Origin of the sequence: Pantoea sp. EKM101V, from assembly GCF_011800325.1 — a bacterium.
Lineage (GTDB): Bacteria > Pseudomonadota > Gammaproteobacteria > Enterobacterales > Enterobacteriaceae > Pantoea > Pantoea anthophila.
Map to the genome: position 1 here is coordinate 1 of NZ_JAALFP010000006.1, position 16,532 is coordinate 16,532.

The 16,532-nt window shown below is 58.3% G+C and carries 17 protein-coding genes and 2 tRNA genes; 10 read left to right on the forward strand and 9 right to left on the reverse strand.

The features are described 5' to 3' along the window. The first annotated feature begins 162 nt into the window (after positions 1–162). Positions 163–239: transfer RNA gene (locus tag HFD92_RS10995), tRNA-Asp, on the forward strand. A 108-nt stretch (positions 240–347) separates the two neighbouring features. Here the strand turns inward: HFD92_RS10995 and yafC are convergent. Beyond that, positions 348–1,250, reverse strand: coding sequence for a DNA-binding transcriptional regulator YafC (gene yafC / locus HFD92_RS11000; protein WP_167428938.1), 903 nt, complete (start codon positions 1,248–1,250; stop codon positions 348–350). A gap of 256 nt (positions 1,251–1,506) precedes the next feature. On the opposite strand from yafC, the gene HFD92_RS11005 reads away from it, so the two are divergent. Continuing rightward, complete coding sequence (locus HFD92_RS11005; RefSeq protein ID WP_033736606.1) at positions 1,507–2,322, forward strand: endonuclease/exonuclease/phosphatase family protein; 816 nt, start codon at positions 1,507–1,509, stop codon at positions 2,320–2,322. 73 nt (positions 2,323–2,395) lie between these two features. Here HFD92_RS11005 and mltD read toward each other — a convergent pair whose 3' ends face one another. Together mltD and gloB are read right to left on the reverse strand one after the other, a co-directional pair. After that, a complete protein-coding gene (gene mltD, locus HFD92_RS11010; protein WP_033736400.1) occupies positions 2,396–3,772 on the reverse strand; it encodes a murein transglycosylase D in 1,377 nt (458 codons plus the stop codon). 71 nt (positions 3,773–3,843) lie between these two features. Then, entirely contained in the window at positions 3,844–4,599 is a 756-nt protein-coding gene (gene gloB, locus HFD92_RS11015) for a hydroxyacylglutathione hydrolase (protein WP_167429022.1), read from the reverse strand. Between the two features lie 43 nt (positions 4,600–4,642). Between gloB and HFD92_RS11020 the strand changes: the two genes are divergently transcribed. After that, the gene (locus HFD92_RS11020) at positions 4,643–5,380 is read left to right on the forward strand and encodes a class I SAM-dependent methyltransferase (RefSeq protein ID WP_046101290.1); all 738 of its coding nucleotides are present in this window, start codon (positions 4,643–4,645) and stop codon (positions 5,378–5,380) included. Here the strand turns inward: HFD92_RS11020 and rnhA are convergent. After that, positions 5,362–5,829: a ribonuclease HI gene (rnhA, locus tag HFD92_RS11025; protein ID WP_009091940.1), complete on the reverse strand. Its 468-nt coding sequence runs from the start codon at positions 5,827–5,829 to the stop codon at positions 5,362–5,364. The genes HFD92_RS11020 and rnhA overlap by 19 nt on opposite strands. 51 nt (positions 5,830–5,880) lie before the next feature. Between rnhA and dnaQ the strand changes: the two genes are divergently transcribed. Continuing rightward, entirely contained in the window at positions 5,881–6,612 is a 732-nt protein-coding gene (gene dnaQ, locus HFD92_RS11030; RefSeq protein WP_009091938.1) for a DNA polymerase III subunit epsilon, read from the forward strand. 134 nt (positions 6,613–6,746) lie between these two features. Next, positions 6,747–6,823 (forward strand) — tRNA-Asp (locus HFD92_RS11035). A gap of 64 nt (positions 6,824–6,887) precedes the next feature. Here the strand turns inward: HFD92_RS11035 and HFD92_RS11040 are convergent. Then, entirely contained in the window at positions 6,888–8,381 is a 1,494-nt protein-coding gene (locus HFD92_RS11040; protein WP_046101291.1) for an NCS1 family nucleobase:cation symporter-1, read from the reverse strand. A 144-nt stretch (positions 8,382–8,525) separates the two neighbouring features. Here HFD92_RS11040 and HFD92_RS11045 point away from each other — a divergent pair, with 144 nt between their 5' ends. Genes HFD92_RS11045 through puuE form a run of 3 tightly spaced genes read left to right on the forward strand, consistent with a single transcriptional unit; the run spans position 8,526 to position 10,964 of the window. Further along, positions 8,526–9,248, forward strand: a complete 723-nt coding sequence (locus HFD92_RS11045) for a GntR family transcriptional regulator (RefSeq protein WP_167428939.1) — start codon at positions 8,526–8,528, stop codon at positions 9,246–9,248. Continuing rightward, positions 9,245–9,976 (forward strand): allantoin racemase, encoded by a 732-nt coding sequence (hpxA, locus tag HFD92_RS11050; protein WP_167428940.1) that lies wholly within the window; start codon positions 9,245–9,247, stop codon positions 9,974–9,976. The genes HFD92_RS11045 and hpxA overlap by 4 nt, the downstream gene beginning before the upstream one ends. 34 nt (positions 9,977–10,010) lie before the next feature. Then, positions 10,011–10,964, forward strand: a complete 954-nt coding sequence (gene puuE, locus HFD92_RS11055) for an allantoinase PuuE (protein WP_009091930.1) — start codon at positions 10,011–10,013, stop codon at positions 10,962–10,964. A 51-nt stretch (positions 10,965–11,015) separates the two neighbouring features. On the opposite strand, the gene hpxZ is transcribed toward puuE, so the two are convergent. From hpxZ to HFD92_RS11075, 4 genes are read right to left on the reverse strand one after another with little or no spacing between them, the layout of a single operon-like run. Continuing rightward, the gene (gene hpxZ / locus HFD92_RS11060; RefSeq protein ID WP_111209066.1) at positions 11,016–11,396 is read right to left on the reverse strand and encodes an oxalurate catabolism protein HpxZ; all 381 of its coding nucleotides are present in this window, start codon (positions 11,394–11,396) and stop codon (positions 11,016–11,018) included. Then, positions 11,396–12,793: an AtzE family amidohydrolase gene (locus HFD92_RS11065; RefSeq protein WP_167428941.1), complete on the reverse strand. Its 1,398-nt coding sequence runs from the start codon at positions 12,791–12,793 to the stop codon at positions 11,396–11,398. The genes hpxZ and HFD92_RS11065 overlap by 1 nt, the downstream gene beginning before the upstream one ends. After that, a complete protein-coding gene (gene hpxX, locus HFD92_RS11070) occupies positions 12,790–12,972 on the reverse strand; it encodes an oxalurate catabolism protein HpxX (RefSeq protein ID WP_009091925.1) in 183 nt (60 codons plus the stop codon). Before hpxX ends, HFD92_RS11065 begins: the two co-directional genes overlap by 4 nt. 13 nt (positions 12,973–12,985) lie before the next feature. Next, a complete protein-coding gene (locus HFD92_RS11075) occupies positions 12,986–14,572 on the reverse strand; it encodes a gamma-glutamyltransferase family protein (protein WP_167428942.1) in 1,587 nt (528 codons plus the stop codon). 138 nt (positions 14,573–14,710) lie between these two features. Between HFD92_RS11075 and hpxU the strand changes: the two genes are divergently transcribed. Next, positions 14,711–15,550, forward strand: coding sequence for a MurR/RpiR family transcriptional regulator HpxU (gene hpxU, locus HFD92_RS11080; RefSeq protein WP_009091922.1), 840 nt, complete (start codon positions 14,711–14,713; stop codon positions 15,548–15,550). Positions 15,551–15,742: 192 nt separating this feature from the next. After that, positions 15,743–16,528 (forward strand): transporter substrate-binding domain-containing protein, encoded by a 786-nt coding sequence (locus HFD92_RS11085; protein ID WP_009091921.1) that lies wholly within the window; start codon positions 15,743–15,745, stop codon positions 16,526–16,528. The last annotated feature ends 4 nt before the right edge of the window (positions 16,529–16,532 follow it).

Sequence of the window (16,532 nt, forward strand, 5' to 3'; positions counted from 1 at the left end):
GAACTCAGAAGTGAAACGCCGTAGCGCCGATGGTAGTGTGGGGCCTCCCCATGCGAGAGTAGGGAACTGCCAGGCATCAATTTAGTTCCTTTTCCCCTGACAAGGAAAACAACAGGAACAAACAGTTATCAGCCATCTGCTGACAGCTGTGAAAGAACCGGTGGAGCGGTAGTTCAGTTGGTTAGAATACCTGCCTGTCACGCAGGGGGTCGCGGGTTCGAGCCCCGTCCGTTCCGCCACTTAATTGGAAAGCCCTGACTTAACGGTCAGGGCTTTTTCCATTGCAGCAAATCCTGCCCGGAAATCCCCTCCTGAACGCAGGCATCCTCACCGGGCCTGGGCGCATATCAGATGCGCCACGGTTGTTCAGCACTCCACTCGCTGAGGAAGTCAATAAAGGCACGCACACGCTGGCTGACGCCAGTATCACTGTAATAAACCGCATTGAACGGCATCTCGACCGGCAGGCGCTGGTCTGCCAGCACTTCAACCAGCGTTCCCTCGGCAATTTCACGATCGATCATATATTCCGACAGACAGGCGATACCATTACCTGTGAGACAGAGCTGTTTAATCGTCTCCCCGCTGTTAGAGGATAAAGCCCAGTCGATATCATAGAGTTCACCGCTGTCACGGGCGACGGGCCAGCGATTAAGCCGGGGCGAGTCCTCAAAGCCCAGGCAGTGATGACGATCAAGCTCTGCCACGGTGTGCGGCACGCCATGCTCCCGAAGATAGGCGGGCGACGCAACCAGCTTACGAAAGCTGTTAAACAGCAGACGGGCGCGCAGGGTAGAGTCAGTCAGATTACCGGCGCGGATAGCGATATCCACTTTTCGCTCGATGAGATTGATAAAACTTTCCGAGGAGATTAACGAAAGCCTTACCCCTGGATAGCGGGCACGGAAAGGCTTTATCATCGGCATCAGCAAATACAGAATTACCGGCGTCGCGGCATCAACGCGCAAAAGGCCTTTTGGCTCCTGCAGGCTCTCAATCAGGTCGCTCTCCGCCGTCGTCATCTCCTGCAAAAAGCGCTGAACATGACGGAAATAACGCTCTCCCTCCTGCGTCAGTGCCAGCTGCCGGGTGGTGCGGGTGAGCAGGGCGATGCCCAGCTTGTTCTCCAGCTTTTTAATCGTTCTGCTGACGGCTGAGTTCGCCATCTGCAGCTGTTCAGCAGCGCGACTGAAACTTCCGCTTTCTACTACGCTGACAAACACTTTCAGTTCGTCAGAAGATGCCTTCATTTAACCTCCCTGCACGGACGTGGCGATGGCGCGACGCGGTGGCCGATAGTGCTGTGGTTCCAGTATAGAAGTCTGGTCAGCAATGACCGCACGAATCATGCCTCCCCGCGTTTTGTTCAACGTCTGCAAAGGCGCTGTTTTATTCTGGAAAAGGGTGCTGAATTCTGACATTGACCTGCATCCATTGAAACCCCGGTCTAAAATCCCTATAACAGACAGGTGTTATCTGTTTTTGAATCATCAGCCAGGCGGGAAAGTGCGCAAAAAAACTTATGCAATGCGATATGTGGCGGGACAACCTGTGGAACAAATCTTTCCACCGGGTGCGATGCTCCATCTCGGTCAGGCACTGCCACCTGGCGCTCCCTTGCCCGCGCATCCGAATCTTAAGGTTCTGGTGTGGAACATCTTCAAGCAGCAGCGTGCAGACTGGATGTCGGTGCTGGAGGGGTTTGGTAAGGACGCGCACCTGGTTTTACTTCAGGAGGCGCAGACAACGCCGGAGCTGGTACGGTTTGCGACGAGTAATTATCTGGCTGCCGATCAGGTTCCCGCCTTTGTGCTGCCTCAGCACCCCTCTGGCGTGATGACGCTCGCTTCTGCCCATCCGGTCTACTGTTGCCCGCTGCGTGAGCGTGAGCCGCTGCTGAGGCTGGCTAAATCGGCGCTGGTCACAGCTTATCCTCTGCCCACCGGTGAAATGCTGATGGTCGTGAATATCCACGCGGTTAACTTCAGCCTGGGCGTCGACGTCTACAGCAAACAGCTGGGCCCGATAGGGGAGCAGATTATGCATCATCGCGGTCCGGTGATCATGGCCGGGGACTTTAATGCCTGGAGCCGTCAGCGCATTAACGCGCTCTACCGCTTTGCCCAGCGCATGAAGCTGGAAGAGGTGATGTTCACTGCCGACCACCGCCGTAAAGCGTTTGGTCGCCCGCTGGATTTTGTCTTTTATCGCGATCTCAGGGTGAGTGAGGCCTCAGTGCTGGTGACGCGGGCTTCCGACCATAATCCTTTACTGGTGGAGTTCAGTTCAGGACGGGAGTCAGGGGCAGACAGAAAAGAGTAAAGCGAGGGTACAGCGCAGACGGCTGCGGATGAATAAAAGAAAAAGGCTGACAATTGTCAGCCTTTTCAACGTATCAGGTATCAGGTGTCGCGTTATTATTCACAAACAGCGTTAAATTATCGCCGGGTTGAATATCTTTCGCGCTGTCCAGCACACTATTCCAGCGCATCACGTCTTTGATATTGACGCCGTGATGCCGTGCAATACTGTCAAGAGAATCACCCTTACGAACACGATAGGTGATGCTGTTGCCGTTATCAGCCAGTCGGGTGCCATTCGAACCGATAGTCAGCGTCTGACCCGGTCGGATATCGGCACCGCGCAGGTTATTATCCTGCTTCAGTGTGGAGACGCTAACGCCAAGCTTCGCGGCGATACCCGAGAGCGTATCACCCCGTCGCACCTTGTACCCGCCGCTCGCACTCGCTTTCGCAAGCTGAGTTGGCTGTACCGCTGCGATGTCACCGGACGCCAGTGAGTTACGCAGTCTGGCGACGTTCGACTTCGGCACCATAATATAGTGCGGGCCGTTTGGCGCGGTTGCACCGCCTTTGTAGCCGGTATTGAAGCTCTTCAGTTTCGTGAGCGACATACCTGCCATTTCGGCAGCCTGCGTCAGCTGTATCTGCTGACCCACTTCCACCCGTGCCAGTGCACGACTTTCGTTGGGTGTCGGCAGTTTGATACCGTAACGCTTGTTATGTTTGAGCAGTTCACTCAGAGCTAACATTTTCGGCACATACACCGTGGTTTCGCGTGGCAGCGATAAGTGCCAGAAGTCAGTCGGCTTACCGCGCGCCTTATTCTGTTTTATCGCTTTGAGTACACGTCCTTCACCACTGTTGTAAGCGGCAATGGTTAATAACCAGTCACCGTCAAACATGGTGTTAAGACGCTGCATCATATCCAGCGCAACCCGTGTGGATGCGACAACATCCCGTCGCCCATCGTAATACTGGTTCTGTTTCAGACCATAATTTCGACCCGTTGAGGCAACTATCTGCCAGATACCAGCGGCATTGGCGGATGAGGTTGCGCGAGGGTCAAAAGCGCTCTCCACTATGGGTAGCAGTACCAGTTCCATCGGCATTTTACGTTTCTGTATCTGCTCGACTATCCAGTACATGTACGGCTCTGCCCGTAATGTTACATCGTGGAGATAGCTCTTATTTTTTAAAAATTTACTTTTTTGTTCGCGGATTGCCGGGTTTTCCGGAATCCCCATCTTCAACTCGTCACTAATGAAACTCCAGAGATCTGCGTCTGCTGCGAGGCCAGTTCCATCTTCCTGCCATCGCGGCGACAAAAACTCGTCTCCGTACTTTCCATTTTCACCTTGACCAGCTGAAGACAGGCTCTGTGCATGCTGTTCGGGGATATTGGCATCGTTCCTCGACGCCTGACATCCTACCAGCAAGACTGAGGCGAGTAAGATCGCTTTAGCCTTCATGTGTGTGTCAATAGTTCGCTTAAAAGACGAGCAACTATACGTGACGACTTTTCACAACACAACCCGAAAAATCAAAAAGCGTCTTTCTTCTCGCGTAGAACGGCAAATGTGTGCCATACCGGTTCATCATTCACGTTAACGTTTAACGCCCTTTGCAAATCAACATCTTGCGTGCGGAGAAATAAATTTATTGACCGTTCGTGCCCCAGTTTTGTGGGCAGACTAATGCCATTTTCGGCGCGTAAGTCCTTAATTTTCTGATATTCGGCCATTATTTGCGGGTCATGGGGCAGAATAGCCGCAGCAAACTTCAGGTTAGATAAAGTATATTCATGCGCGCAGCAGACCAGCGTTTCCTCCGGAAGCTGATTAAGCTTTTGAAAGGATTCATACATCTGCTCTGCTGTGCCTTCGAAAAGACGTCCGCAGCCACCCGAAAAGAGTGTGTCGCCACAGAAAAGATAAGGTGAGCTGTAATATGAGATATGTCCTAAAGTGTGACCAGGGGTATGAATCACCTCGAACGTCAGGCCGAGCACCGTCACCTGATCGCCCTCGCTGACCACCGTTCTGGCCCCTTTGGCGACCGTTTCCTGCGGGCCGTAAACTTCGAGCGCCGGGAAATGCTCACACAGCGTTTTCACCCCACCCGTATGGTCGTTGTGGTGGTGAGTTAACAGAATCGCCACCGGCTGCCAGCCGTTAGAGGCCATTTTTTCTAATACCGGCTGAGCTTCACCGGGATCGACAATCAGACACTGACCTTCATCATTATTCAGCGTCCAGATGTAGTTGTCCTGCAACGCAGGAATACTGGTAAGATTCATCATCACCTCTAGCAGGTCGTAGGAATAAGGAAGAGCGTAAAGCATGAAGCCCGCGAAAACACGCCAGATTCTGAACGCTCCGCTATCGTGGCGCGATATGCCGTGGGGAGACTATTTCCGCGACGCGCTGACCCAGCAGCTTCAGCCTTACCTCGGAAAGCTTTATGGCTTTCATATGCTTAAGCTTGGCAACCTCAGCGCAGAAATCAACACCGAACACTGTGCTATTTCACATCAGGTCAACGTGGGCAGCGAGGGCGAGCTGTTACAGGTGCTGGCTGACCCCCTGCAGCTTCCCTTTGAGTCGAAGTCGATTGATGCCTGTCTGCTGGCGCATACGCTGGCCTGGAGTCAGGACCCGCATCGGGTGTTGCGGGAAGTGGACAGGGTACTCATTGACGACGGCTGGATGATCATCAGCGGCTTCAATCCCTTCAGCCTGCTCGGGGTCACGAAAATGATTCCGGGGTTAGGCCGTAAGGCGCCCTGGAGCGGACGGATGTTCAGCCAGATGCGTCTGCTCGACTGGCTAAGCCTGCTGAACTATGAGGTGGTTTACCGCACCCGGTTTCAGGTGGTGCCGTGGCATCGGCAGGGGGGGAAATTGATCAGCGCCCACTTACCGGCGCTGGGGTGCCTGAATATTGTCGTGGCACGTAAACGCACCTTCCCGCTGCTGCCGACACGGGCGAAGAAGAGCATGAGTCCCAGCCAGATCCGCCAGACCGTCAATGCTACCCGCCAGTTCCGGCAGGCAGACGATCAGGACTCGCTCTTGTAACCGATATCTTCAAAGGCGGGATTTTCCGCCGCGCTGCGGGCCAGCACGTCGCAGCGCTCATTCTCCGGATGTCCCGCGTGGCCTTTGACCCACTCCCACTGAATCTTGTGGGTGCTGAGGGCCTGGTCGAGACGCTGCCAGAGGTCGACATTCTTCACCGGTTTTTTATCCGCGGTTTTCCAGCCGCGTTTTTTCCAGTTATGGATCCAGCTGGTAATTCCCTGACGCACATACTGGCTGTCGGTACTGAGCACCACATCGCAGGGCTGCGTCAGCGCTTCAAGCGAAATAATGGCAGCCATCAGTTCCATCCGGTTATTGGTGGTGAGGCGATAGCCCGCGCTGAAGGTTTTCTCATGCTGGCCATAACGTAAAATCGCCCCGTAACCGCCGGGACCGGGATTTCCAAGACAGGATCCATCGGTGAATATTTCTACCTGTTTGCGCATCTCTGGTAGACTTCCTCTCAAAAACGTCAAGTCTGACATAAAACGGGTCTTATGAGCACTGCAAATAACCGCCAGATCGTACTCGATACTGAAACCACCGGCATGAACATGATCGGGGTCCATTATGAGGGGCACCGCATCATTGAGATTGGTGCGGTCGAGGTGATAAACCGTCGCCTGACCGGCAACAATTTCCATATGTACCTGAAGCCCGATCGGCTGGTCGATCCGGAAGCCTTCGGCGTTCACGGGATTGCAGATGAGTTCCTTGCCGACAAACCGATGTTCAGCGAGATTGCGGATGAGTTTCTCGACTATATCCGCGGCGCCGAACTGGTGATCCATAACGCGCCGTTCGATATCGGCTTTATGGATTACGAGTTCTCAAAGCTGAATCGCGGCATTGAGAAAACCGAAACCTTCTGCAAAGTGACCGACAGCCTGGCGCTGGCGCGGCGCATGTTTCCCGGCAAGCGTAACAGCCTGGATGCGCTCTGCTCGCGCTATGAGATAGACAACAGCAAGCGAACGCTGCACGGCGCACTGCTCGATGCCGAGATCCTGGCGGACGTGTTCCTGACCATGACCGGCGGGCAGACCTCACTGTCGTTTTTATCCGAAAGTGAAAGCGCCCGTCAGGCGCAGGGCGAGAGCATTCAGCGCATCGTACGTCCCGCCTCGGCACTGCGCGTGGTGACGGCCAGCGACGAGGAGATCGTTGCCCATGAGTCACGTCTGGATCTGGTCATGAAAAAGGGCGGCAGCTGCCTGTGGCGCGGCTGAATGACGGAAATTTGTGGATAAAATCAACGGCGAGCTGAAAAAAACGGCAAACGATCGCGTCGTCAGGAAAAAGCGTTGACGCCGCAACGGCCTGCCATTACTATGCGCCTCGTTCTCGACGGGGAACAAAGCGCGGAGCGGTAGTTCAGTTGGTTAGAATACCTGCCTGTCACGCAGGGGGTCGCGGGTTCGAGCCCCGTCCGTTCCGCCAATCTCTTTAAAAAAGCCGATTCAGAAATGAATCGGCTTTTTGCTGTCTGCGATTCCGTGGCGGGTTACTCTTTCTGCGCCACGACCTCACCCTGCCAGCGCGCACTGTCTGCCGCTTCACGCTCTTCACGGGCGATAAAGCGGTAGCAGCCTGCCGCCAGACCGGCTCCGATAAACCAGCTGAAGTTCGCCACCTGATGCAGGGAAGGGATGAAGCTGATCACCAGGCAGATGGCTACAGACGGCAGCAGCGCGGCAATCGCTTTAGGGTTAAACCCGCCGCGATACCAGTACCGGCCCGCTGGCGTAGCATTAAACAGGTCGTCGACCGAGATGCGTCCGCGTTTGATCAGGTAGAAATCAGTCAGCAGAATCCCGAACAGCGGCCCGATAAAGGAGCCCAGGACATCCAGGGTGTAGTGAATCAGTTCAGGTGACTGGAACAGGTTCCACGGCGTTAACAGCACCGAGCCCACCGCGGCGATCATCCCGCCGGTGCGGAAGCTGATTTTCTGCGGTGAACAGTTAGAGAAGTCGAAAGCGGGTGAGACGAAGTTCGCCACAATGTTGATGCCGATAGTGGCGGTAATCATCGTCAGCAGCCCAATCGCTACCGCCAGGTCGTTGCCGACCATGCTCACGGTCTCGATCGGATCGGTGATCATTTTACCAAACAGCGACTGGGTGCCCGACACGATGACCACCGTCACCACGGAGAAGAGCAGGAAGTTAAACGGCAGGCCCCAGCGGTTGCCACGACGGATCTCTGACATGCTTTTACCGTAGCGGGAGAAGTCACCGAAATTCAGCAGCGGCCCGGAGAAGTAGGAGACGACCAGCGCGGTTGCGGTAATCATCTGCCACGTCTGCTCGCCCGGGGTGAGTGATTTACTGGCGAGGGTAAAAGAGATCCCATCAAAGCCGGTCTTGTATACAATCCAGCCCGCCAGCGCCACCATCACCACATAGACAGCCGGACCTGCCACATCGATAAACCGTTTGATGGCGCTCATGCCATGCCAGAAGACCATCGCCTGCAGCAGCCACATCACGCCAAAGCAGCACCAGCCCAGCAGCGACAGGCCAAGCCAGTGTGGCTCGGTCATTGAGTTCAGTGACGGGGCGAACTTCAGCAGAACCAGCATCAGCGCGTTCGCCGCCAGGTAGGTCTGGATGCCATACCAGGCAAAAGCGATCAGCCCGCGGATGACCGCCGGAATATTCGCGCCAAACACGCCAAACGCCTGACGGCAGATCACCGCATAGGGAACGCCTGCCATCTGGCTCGGTTTTGCCACCAGATTGGCACAGATCTGCACGATGCAGATTCCGGCCAGCAGGCAGAGCAGCACCTGCCAGCTGGCTAATCCCAGCGTGAAGAAGCTGGCCGCCACCACATAGCCGCCCATGCTGTGGACATCTGACATCCAGAACGAAAAAATGTTGTACCACGACCAGTTCTGGTCGCGGGTGGGCGCCAGATCGTCGTTACAGAGACGTGGGCTGTAACTGGCGTTAGCGTCAGAGGCCGTGCTGGCCACCGTGGAATGATTTGGCATGAAACCTGCTCCTCTACCCGAGAGTGAAATGAATAATCTGGTAAAGGGGTATTGCAGGATTCAGGCCAGATTTCTTTTCCTGTATACAATATTTGCTGTTCACGTATACGATATGTGGCGTACAGAGAGCTTCCGGAGCAGGTAATGACAAGTAAAACAGGCCAGCGAAACGCCGCCAGAACGCAGGATAAAGATGAAGGGATCTACCAGGCACTGATGACCGCCATTGTGGAGCATCAGCTGCCGCCGGGCAGTAAACTGCCGGAAGAGGCGCTCTCCGGCGTGTTTGGAGTAAGCCGCACCGGCATTCGCAAAGTACTGCAGCGCCTTGCTGCGGTGCAAATGGTCACCCTGACGCCCAAACGTGGTGCGCAGGTCGCCACCCCTGGCGTTGAAGAGGCGCGGGAGATCTTCGCCACCCGCAGTTTAATGGAGTGCGCCAATCTGCACGCCGTGCTGGCCCATCTGCAGCCCCCGCATCTGGTGGCGCTGGAACAGCTTATCGCACAGGAGAATCAGGCCCACGCCGCGCATGATGGCCCGGCAGCCATCCGGCTTTCGGCAGCCTTTCATATTCAGCTGCAGGCGATTTCCGGCAATCAGGTGCTCACCGGCATGGTGACCAGCCTGACGCAGCGCTCGTCGCTGGTGATTGCCGCTTATGGCGCGCCGTGGCAGCGCGGCTGCCGCTGTGACGACCACACGCATCTGCTGACTCTGTTACGGGCACGTGCGCTGCAGCCACTGACTGAGGCGCTGCAGCACCATTTTGAGCATATTGTTTCCAGCCTGCACTTTGAGCGCAGCGGTGAAACGCTGCCCGACTTTTCACGACTGTTTGCCACGGGCAAAGGAGCGGCCTCATGAGCCTGATTCAGGTCATTAACCCCAACACCAGCCTGGCGATGACCGAAACCATCGCTCAGGCTGCCCGTGCGGTTGCCGCACCCGGCACCGACATTCTGGCCGTTTCACCCTCGCAGGGCGTGCCTGCCATTGAAGGGCATTTTGATGAGGCGATCGCGGCCATCGGGGTGCTGGAGCAGGTCAGGCTGGGGCGGGAGCAGGGCGTCAGCGGACATGTGATTGCCTGTTTTGGTGACCCGGGGTTACTGGCGGCGCGCGAGCTGGCCAGCGGGCCGGTCATCGGTATCGCAGAAGCGGCAATGCACACCGCCACGCTGCTGGCGACGCGCTTTTCGATTGTCACCACGCTGCCGCGCACGCTGGTGATTGCCCGTCATCTTCTGCAGCAGTATGGCTTTACCCATCACTGTGCCGCGCTGCATGCCATCGATCTGCCGGTGCTGGCGCTGGAGGATGGCAGCGGACTGGCGCAGGAAAAAGTGCGTGAGCGTTGCCTCCAGGCCAAACGGGAAGATGGCAGTGGCGCGATTGTGCTCGGCTGTGGCGGCATGGCGACGCTGGCCGCCTCCCTGACGCAGGAGCTGGGTCTGCCGGTGATTGATGGCGTCGGCGCGGCCGTAAAAATGGTGGAGTCGCTGGTGGCGCTTGGCTTTGGCACCAGCAAACATGGCGATCTGGCCCGGCCTTTGCAGAAACCTCTCTCAGGTGCGTTTCAGCATCTAAACTAACGGAACTTTCCAGACAGAAGACAGGAAGCGAGTAATGACTGACGCTGCAGAGAAGAAAGAGTACAGCTTTAACAAAAACTATCCGCGCGATTTGATCGGTTATGGTGCTCATCCGCCGCACGCCGCCTGGCCCAACAACGCCCGGGTGGCGGTGCAGTTTGTCCTGAATTACGAAGAGGGGGCGGAGAACAGCGTGCTGCACGGTGACGCCGGCTCCGAGCAGTTCCTCTCCGACATCATCGGTGCCGCCAGCTATGCTGACCGTCATATGTCGATGGAGTCACTCTATGAGTACGGCTCGCGCGCCGGTTTCTGGCGCATCCACAATGAATTTCAGAAGCGCGGTCTGCCGCTGACCGTGTTTGGCGTGGCGATGGCGCTGGCGCGTCATCCGGAGGTTGTCGAAGCGATTAAACAGGCGGACTACGATGTGGTCAGTCACGGCTGGCGCTGGCTCCACTATCAGGGCGTGGATGCGAAAACCGAACGTCAGCATATGCAGCAGGCAGTGGATGTGCTGACCGATCTGTTTGGGAAAGCCCCAACCGGCTGGTATACCGGACGTGACAGCCCGAACACGCGCCGGCTGGTGGTGGAGCAGGGCGGCTTCAGCTACGACAGCGACTACTATGGCGACGACCTGCCGTTCTGGACGCAGGTGACCTGTCAGGATGGCACGGTTAAGCCGCACCTGATTATTCCCTACACCCTGGAGTGCAATGACATGCGCTTTGCCTCGCCGCAGGGATTTAACACCGCCGAGCAGTTCTTCACCTACCTGCGTGACAGCTTCGATGTGCTGTATGAAGAGGGGGAGACCGCGCCGAAGATGATGTCGATCGGGATGCACTGTCGCCTGCTGGGGCGTCCGGGCAAATTCCGTGCGCTGCAGAATTTCCTCGACCACATTCAGCAGCATGACGACGTCTGGATCTGTACCCGCCAGCAGATCGCCGATCACTGGATCGCGACACACCCGGCACCCTAAGCCGGTTCCGGTGCGTCGCCTTCCTCAGGACAGGCGACGCACCGGCGATAATCAGCTCATCAGACTGACCTGGGCGGCCACAATGCACCAGCCGTGCGGCATGCGAACCCAGGTCTGCTGCTGACGGCCGGTTTTATCACTGCCGGCACGGGTAAATTCGGTGCTGCAGACCGCATAATCCTCGCCAAAGGTGGTGATCACCGTATTCCGCAGCGTCCGGTCGAGGCCCGCAGCGGGGCGCGCAGCCCGGAAGGCGCGAATCTCATCGATGCCATACAGGTTTTCACCGGCCCCGAGGCGCACGGTGCGCGGGTCGTGCCAGAAAAGCGCATCCAGTTCAGCCACGTCATTGCTCACCAGCGCCTTTTCGTAACGCCAGAACTGCGCCGTCACCTCGCTGACCACCTGCGGTAAATTAATCTCTCTGTTCATCAGGCTCCTGCCATCGTGATTTGCGGCAGGGTGATGCCGCGTTGTTCCAGTGTCCAGGCGGCACGTAATGCCGCCGCTTCATTAAACGGGCGGGCGATAAGCTGTAATCCAATCGGCAGGCCGCTTCGGGTCGCCAGCGGAACGGTACAGACCGGCAGTCCCAGGAAGGAGATGGGCTGCGTCAGCATGCCCATGCTCGCTTTGGCGGGTAGCGATTCACCCTGAATTGACAGCGTCTGCTGACCGATGGTGATCGCGCTGCAGGGGGTTGCCGGGGCGATCAGCACATCGAAGCGATCAAACAGCGGCAGCACCTGCTGCTGGAAATGACGACGAAAACGCTGGGCCTGCACATACCAGGCGCCGGGCATCATCGCGCCGGCCAGCAGACGCTCGCGTGAGTTAGGTTCAAACACCTCAGGCTTCTGACGCAGGGCAGGCAGATAGTGATTCCCCCCCTCGGCGGCGGTCATGATAAAGGCTGCCGAACGCGCCAGCTCCGCCTCCGGCATCACCACCTCCTCCTGCGCTTCCAGCGCGGCTGCGACGGTAGCCACCGCCGCGCGGGCGTCCTCATCGCACCAGCGGGCAAAAAAACCGCCCAGCACGCCACAGCGCAGCCCTTCACTGCCCTGCGACAGGCCGGGCAGCGTGGCCTCTGGCGGCCGGACGGCCTGAAACGCATCTGCGGGGTCTGCGCCCTGCAGCAGGTCATAAACCAGCGCCAGGTCTTCCACCCGCCGGGCCAGCGGGCCGATATGATCGAGGCTGGCAACAAAGGGGTGGCTGCCGCTGCGTGACAGCCGGCCAAAAGTGGGTTTCAGGCCAAAAATGCCGCACAGCGACGCGGGCACCCGGATTGAGCCGTTGGTATCGGTGCCCAGCGAAAAGTGAACCAGCCCGGCGGCCACGGCGGCAGCCGAACCCCCGGACGAGCCGCCTGCGACGCGGCTTAAATCGCGTGGGTTACGGGTCGGGCCGTAATGGCTGTTCTCGGTGGTGAAACCATAGGCGTAGGCATCCATGTTCAGCATGCCTGACAGCAGCGCGCCAGCGTGGCGCAGTTTGCCGATGGCGAAGGCATCCGCCTGCGCCGCGGGGCGGTCGCTGAACAGCCTGGCGCCTGCCAGCGTGCTGTGACCCGCCACATCAAACAGGTTCTTCACCGCATAGGGAATGCCCGCCAGCGGGGGCAGGGGCTCACCGCGCTGCCGCTGCGCATCAACCGCGCTGGCTTCTTTCAACATGCGAGGCCCGGTGATTTCCGTCCAGGCATTCAGCGCCGGGTTATGCTGCTCAATCGACTGCAGCGTCTGTTCGGCTACCTCGCGAGCGCTGATCTCACCCTGGCGGATTGCCTGCTGCAGCGTCTGAATCGAAACGTCACCTGTTTTCATGCCTGATACACTCCCGCCACTTCCAGCCGGTCATCAAGCGGAAACGCCATCAGCGGTGCGGCCATCTCCGCGATACGCGACAGCTGGATCAGCAGCTCGGCGCGGCGGGGATCGTCCAGCGTCAGTTGCAGGATCTGCTCCATATGGCCGATGTAGCTGGCCCACTCATGTTCATTCATGATTCACTCCTGTTTAAAAACCGGCGGCGCTGCCGTTACTGCGCGGATCGCTCGCGCCTTCAAACATGCCGTTGCAGTGACGCACAATGGCACCCGCATGACCCACGGATTCGCTGAAGTCCGGCAGGCGTTCTACCTCGTGCCCCCACTGGCGCAGCTGTGCGACGGTTGCGTCGGCAATGCGGCCTTCCAGCTTCAGCGAGTCTGATGACTGGCCCCAGGTACGCCCCAGCAGCCAACGCGGTGCACTGACCGCCTGCTGCAGCGGCAACCCCTGAATCACATGGCGGGTAAAGATCGCTGCCTGGGTCTGCGGCTGACCATCTCCGCCCATCGCGCCATAAACCAGCGTCCGGCCATCTTTCAGCCGTGCGGCGGCGGGGTTCAGGGTATGGAAGGGCTGTTTGCCGGGTGCCAGCGCCAGCAGATGTTCAGGATCGAGGCTGAACGCGGCTCCCCGGTTCTGCCAGGTGATGCCCGTGCCAGGCAGGACGACCCCGCTGCCAAACTCGTGATAGATGCTCTGAATAAAGGAGACGGCAAGCCCGCTGCTGTCCATCACACCCATCCAGACCGTATCGCCCGGCCCGCGGCCGCTGCCCCAGTTTGCCGCCTCGCCATCTTTAATCTGGCTGGCGAGGGTGGCCAGGGCGTCCTCAGCCAGCAGCGCCTGCACATCTTCGGTGACGTGACGCGGATCGGTAATGTGCCGGTCGCGCAGCGCAAAGGCTTTTTTGGTGGCTTCCACGATGCGGTGCACCGTCTGCGCCTCGTCAGCCCCGGCCATCTCCAGGCGATCGGTAATGCCAAGGATCGCCAGCGAGACGAGGCCCTGGGTCGGCGGGGCGATATTCCAGATGTCGCCTTCGCTGTGAGCGAGGTGCAGGGGCGTGGTACGACGGGCGCGATGCTGCTGCAGATCGGCCAGGGTGACCGGCATGCCCAGCGTGGCCATTTCATCAGCCATATGGTGCGCCAGCGGGCCGCGGTAGAAGCTGTCCAGCCCCTGTTCGGTAAGCTGGCTCAGGGTCTGTGCCAGCGCAGGCTGGGTAAAACGGCTGCCAGGCTGCGGCACCTCGCCATCAGGCATAAAGGTGGCGCTGAAGCCTGGCTGATGCTGTAACTCACTGCGGAAGTTCGTCGTGGCGGCGGTCTGAGAGGCAGTAACCGGAATACCGTCCGCGGCGTAGCGAATCGCATCGCGCAGCAGACGCGCCAGCGGCAGCAGCGGGCTGCCGGATTCTGCGGCGATGGTCAGCGCCTCCTGCCAGCCGCTGACCGTACCGGCGACGGTCAGCGCCGCTTTCGGCCCGCGATGAGGGATTCTGGGGTGACCGGCATAGAAATCCGGATGCGCCAGCGAACCGGCGGCACCGCTGGCGTCGATAGCGACGGGATCGCCGCCGGGTGGCAGGATCAGCCAGAACCCATCCCCGCCCAGCCCATTCATGTGCGGGTAGACCACGGCGATAGTCGCGGCTGCCGCCACCATCGCTTCGATGGCGTTGCCGCCGTCACGCAGCACCGCCAGCGCGCTCTCACTCGCCAGATGGTGCGGCGTCACCGCCATGCCCATCGGCGCCATATTACTCTGAATCATCTTTTTCTCGTTCTTCGGGTAACAGAACCGATAGCAAAGCAAGAGCTGTTCCAGTTTTTAGCCTGAGCTGACATTGCGCCGGTTAACCTGGCGTAAATTGTGCTAGCTTCTGCTGAAACAAAAGTTACAGGGTGCGATATGAAACAGCTTGATGAACGACTCCGGAGTCACTATCCCCAGCTCTCGCCGCAGGAGCAGCGCATTGCCGACTTCGTGTTTGACCACTTCGATGATCTGATCAGCTACAACAGCGCCGAGCTGGCGCGGCTCAGCGGCGTGTCGAAAGCCACGGTCAGCAGGCTGTTTAAGCGTCTGGGATATGAGAAGTACAAGGATATGCGCGATGAGCTGCGCATCCTGCGTCAGAGCGGCATGCCGCTCACCGATAACCGGGATGCGGTGCAGGGCAACACGCTGCTGGCGCGCCACTACAAGCAGGAGATGGCGAACCTGACACAGTGGGTTAACAGCCTGGATGCCCGCCAGTTTAACGATGTGATCCAGCAGCTGGCGCAGGCGAAGCGCGTCTTTATCATCGGCATGCGCAACGCCTATCCGGTGGCGCTGCATCTGCGACAGCAGCTGGTGCAGGCGCGCTCGCAGGTCTTTATCCTGCCGCAGCCAGGCCAGACGCTGGCAGAGGAGCTGGTGGATATCACCCCGGAGGATATGGTGGTGGTGATGGCGTTTCGCCGCCGCACCCGCATCATCCGTCCGCTGATGCAGCAGCTTCAGGCGGCCGGAATACCGCTGCTGGCGCTGTGTGAGCCGCAGGCGCAGACGGTCACTGCGCTGGCACGCTGGCAGCTCTGCACGCCGCTCGACAGCGTTTCCGCCTTCGACAGCTACGGCTCAGCCATGAGTCTGATTAACCTGATTGCCAATGCGCTGCTGCATGAAATGCTGGCGCAGGGGCGGCAGCGTATTCATCAGATCGCCGATCTCTACCAGCAGTTCGACGAGCTGGAGCACCGTTAAAAGGCACCATTTTGGTGCTTTGCCCCATTTCAGCACACGCCCGCCCGCGGCGTAATCCTCCCCGGTTACGCCCCTTTTTCAGTGAACTCTTTGCCGCTTAACCCTTTTTCCGCCGCGGCCCTTGTTGGCACATTAGTTGCAGATTGCCTGTTAAAGAATCTTTTGTTTCATCACATTTCACCGGGGTGCATAATGAAAAAAGTTTTAATGGCGGTTGCAACAGCGGCATTACTGATGGCACAGGCGGGAAGCGCACTGGCCGATCAACTGCAGGACATTCAGAAGCGCGGTGTGATCCGCGTGGCCGTTCCGCAGGATTTCCCGCCGTTTGGCTCGGTCGGTACCGATCTGCAGCCGCAGGGGTATGACATCGACATGGCGAAGTACCTGGCGAAGCAGATGAAACTTAAGTTGCAGCTGGTGCCGGTCAGCAGCGCCAACCGGGTGCCTTATCTGCAAACCGACAAGGTCGATCTGGTGATCTCCAGCATGGGTAAAAATGCGGAGCGTGAAAAAGTGATCGACTTTACCCGCGCCTATGCGCCGTTCTTCCTGGGCGTCTTCGGACCGAAAGGTGACGAGATCAAAGCGGCCAGCGCGCTGAGCGGCAAGTCGATTGGCGTTACCCGCGGCGCGGTGGAGGATATGGTGCTGAGCGAAGTGGCACCGAAAGATGCGCAGGTGAAACGTTACGAAGATAACAACACCACCCTATCGGCGTATCTCTCCGGCCAGGTGCAGTATGTCGCCACCGGCAACCTGGTGGTCGCCGCCATTGCCCGCCAGAATCCGGAAAAAGCGCCGGTCGCTCAGTTTATGCTGAAAGATTCGCCCTGCTTTATCGGTCTGAAGAAAGATGAGCCTGCGCTGAAGGCGAAGGTGAATGCGCTGATTGAGCAGGGGATTAAAGATGGCACCCTGAACAAGCTGTCCGAAGAGTGGCTGAAAGCGCCACTGCCCGCCAGCCTGGGCGCATGAGGAC

Coding starts and splice junctions, on each gene's coding strand:
- yafC (WP_167428938.1), bottom strand. CDS start 1,250: ATGAAGGCATCTTCTGACGAACTGAAAGTGTTTGTCAGCGTAGTAGAA.
- mltD (WP_033736400.1), bottom strand. CDS start 3,772: ATGAAGGCTAAAGCGATCTTACTCGCCTCAGTCTTGCTGGTAGGATGT.
- gloB (WP_167429022.1), bottom strand. CDS start 4,599: ATGAATCTTACCAGTATTCCTGCGTTGCAGGACAACTACATCTGGACG.
- HFD92_RS11020 (WP_046101290.1), top strand. CDS start 4,643: ATGAAGCCCGCGAAAACACGCCAGATTCTGAACGCTCCGCTATCGTGG.
- rnhA (WP_009091940.1), bottom strand. CDS start 5,829: ATGCGCAAACAGGTAGAAATATTCACCGATGGATCCTGTCTTGGAAAT.
- dnaQ (WP_009091938.1), top strand. CDS start 5,881: ATGAGCACTGCAAATAACCGCCAGATCGTACTCGATACTGAAACCACC.
- HFD92_RS11040 (WP_046101291.1), bottom strand. CDS start 8,381: ATGCCAAATCATTCCACGGTGGCCAGCACGGCCTCTGACGCTAACGCC.
- HFD92_RS11045 (WP_167428939.1), top strand. CDS start 8,526: ATGACAAGTAAAACAGGCCAGCGAAACGCCGCCAGAACGCAGGATAAA.
- hpxA (WP_167428940.1), top strand. CDS start 9,245: ATGAGCCTGATTCAGGTCATTAACCCCAACACCAGCCTGGCGATGACC.
- puuE (WP_009091930.1), top strand. CDS start 10,011: ATGACTGACGCTGCAGAGAAGAAAGAGTACAGCTTTAACAAAAACTAT.
- hpxZ (WP_111209066.1), bottom strand. CDS start 11,396: ATGAACAGAGAGATTAATTTACCGCAGGTGGTCAGCGAGGTGACGGCG.
- HFD92_RS11065 (WP_167428941.1), bottom strand. CDS start 12,793: ATGAAAACAGGTGACGTTTCGATTCAGACGCTGCAGCAGGCAATCCGC.
- hpxX (WP_009091925.1), bottom strand. CDS start 12,972: ATGAATGAACATGAGTGGGCCAGCTACATCGGCCATATGGAGCAGATC.
- HFD92_RS11075 (WP_167428942.1), bottom strand. CDS start 14,572: ATGATTCAGAGTAATATGGCGCCGATGGGCATGGCGGTGACGCCGCAC.
- hpxU (WP_009091922.1), top strand. CDS start 14,711: ATGAAACAGCTTGATGAACGACTCCGGAGTCACTATCCCCAGCTCTCG.
- HFD92_RS11085 (WP_009091921.1), top strand. CDS start 15,743: ATGAAAAAAGTTTTAATGGCGGTTGCAACAGCGGCATTACTGATGGCA.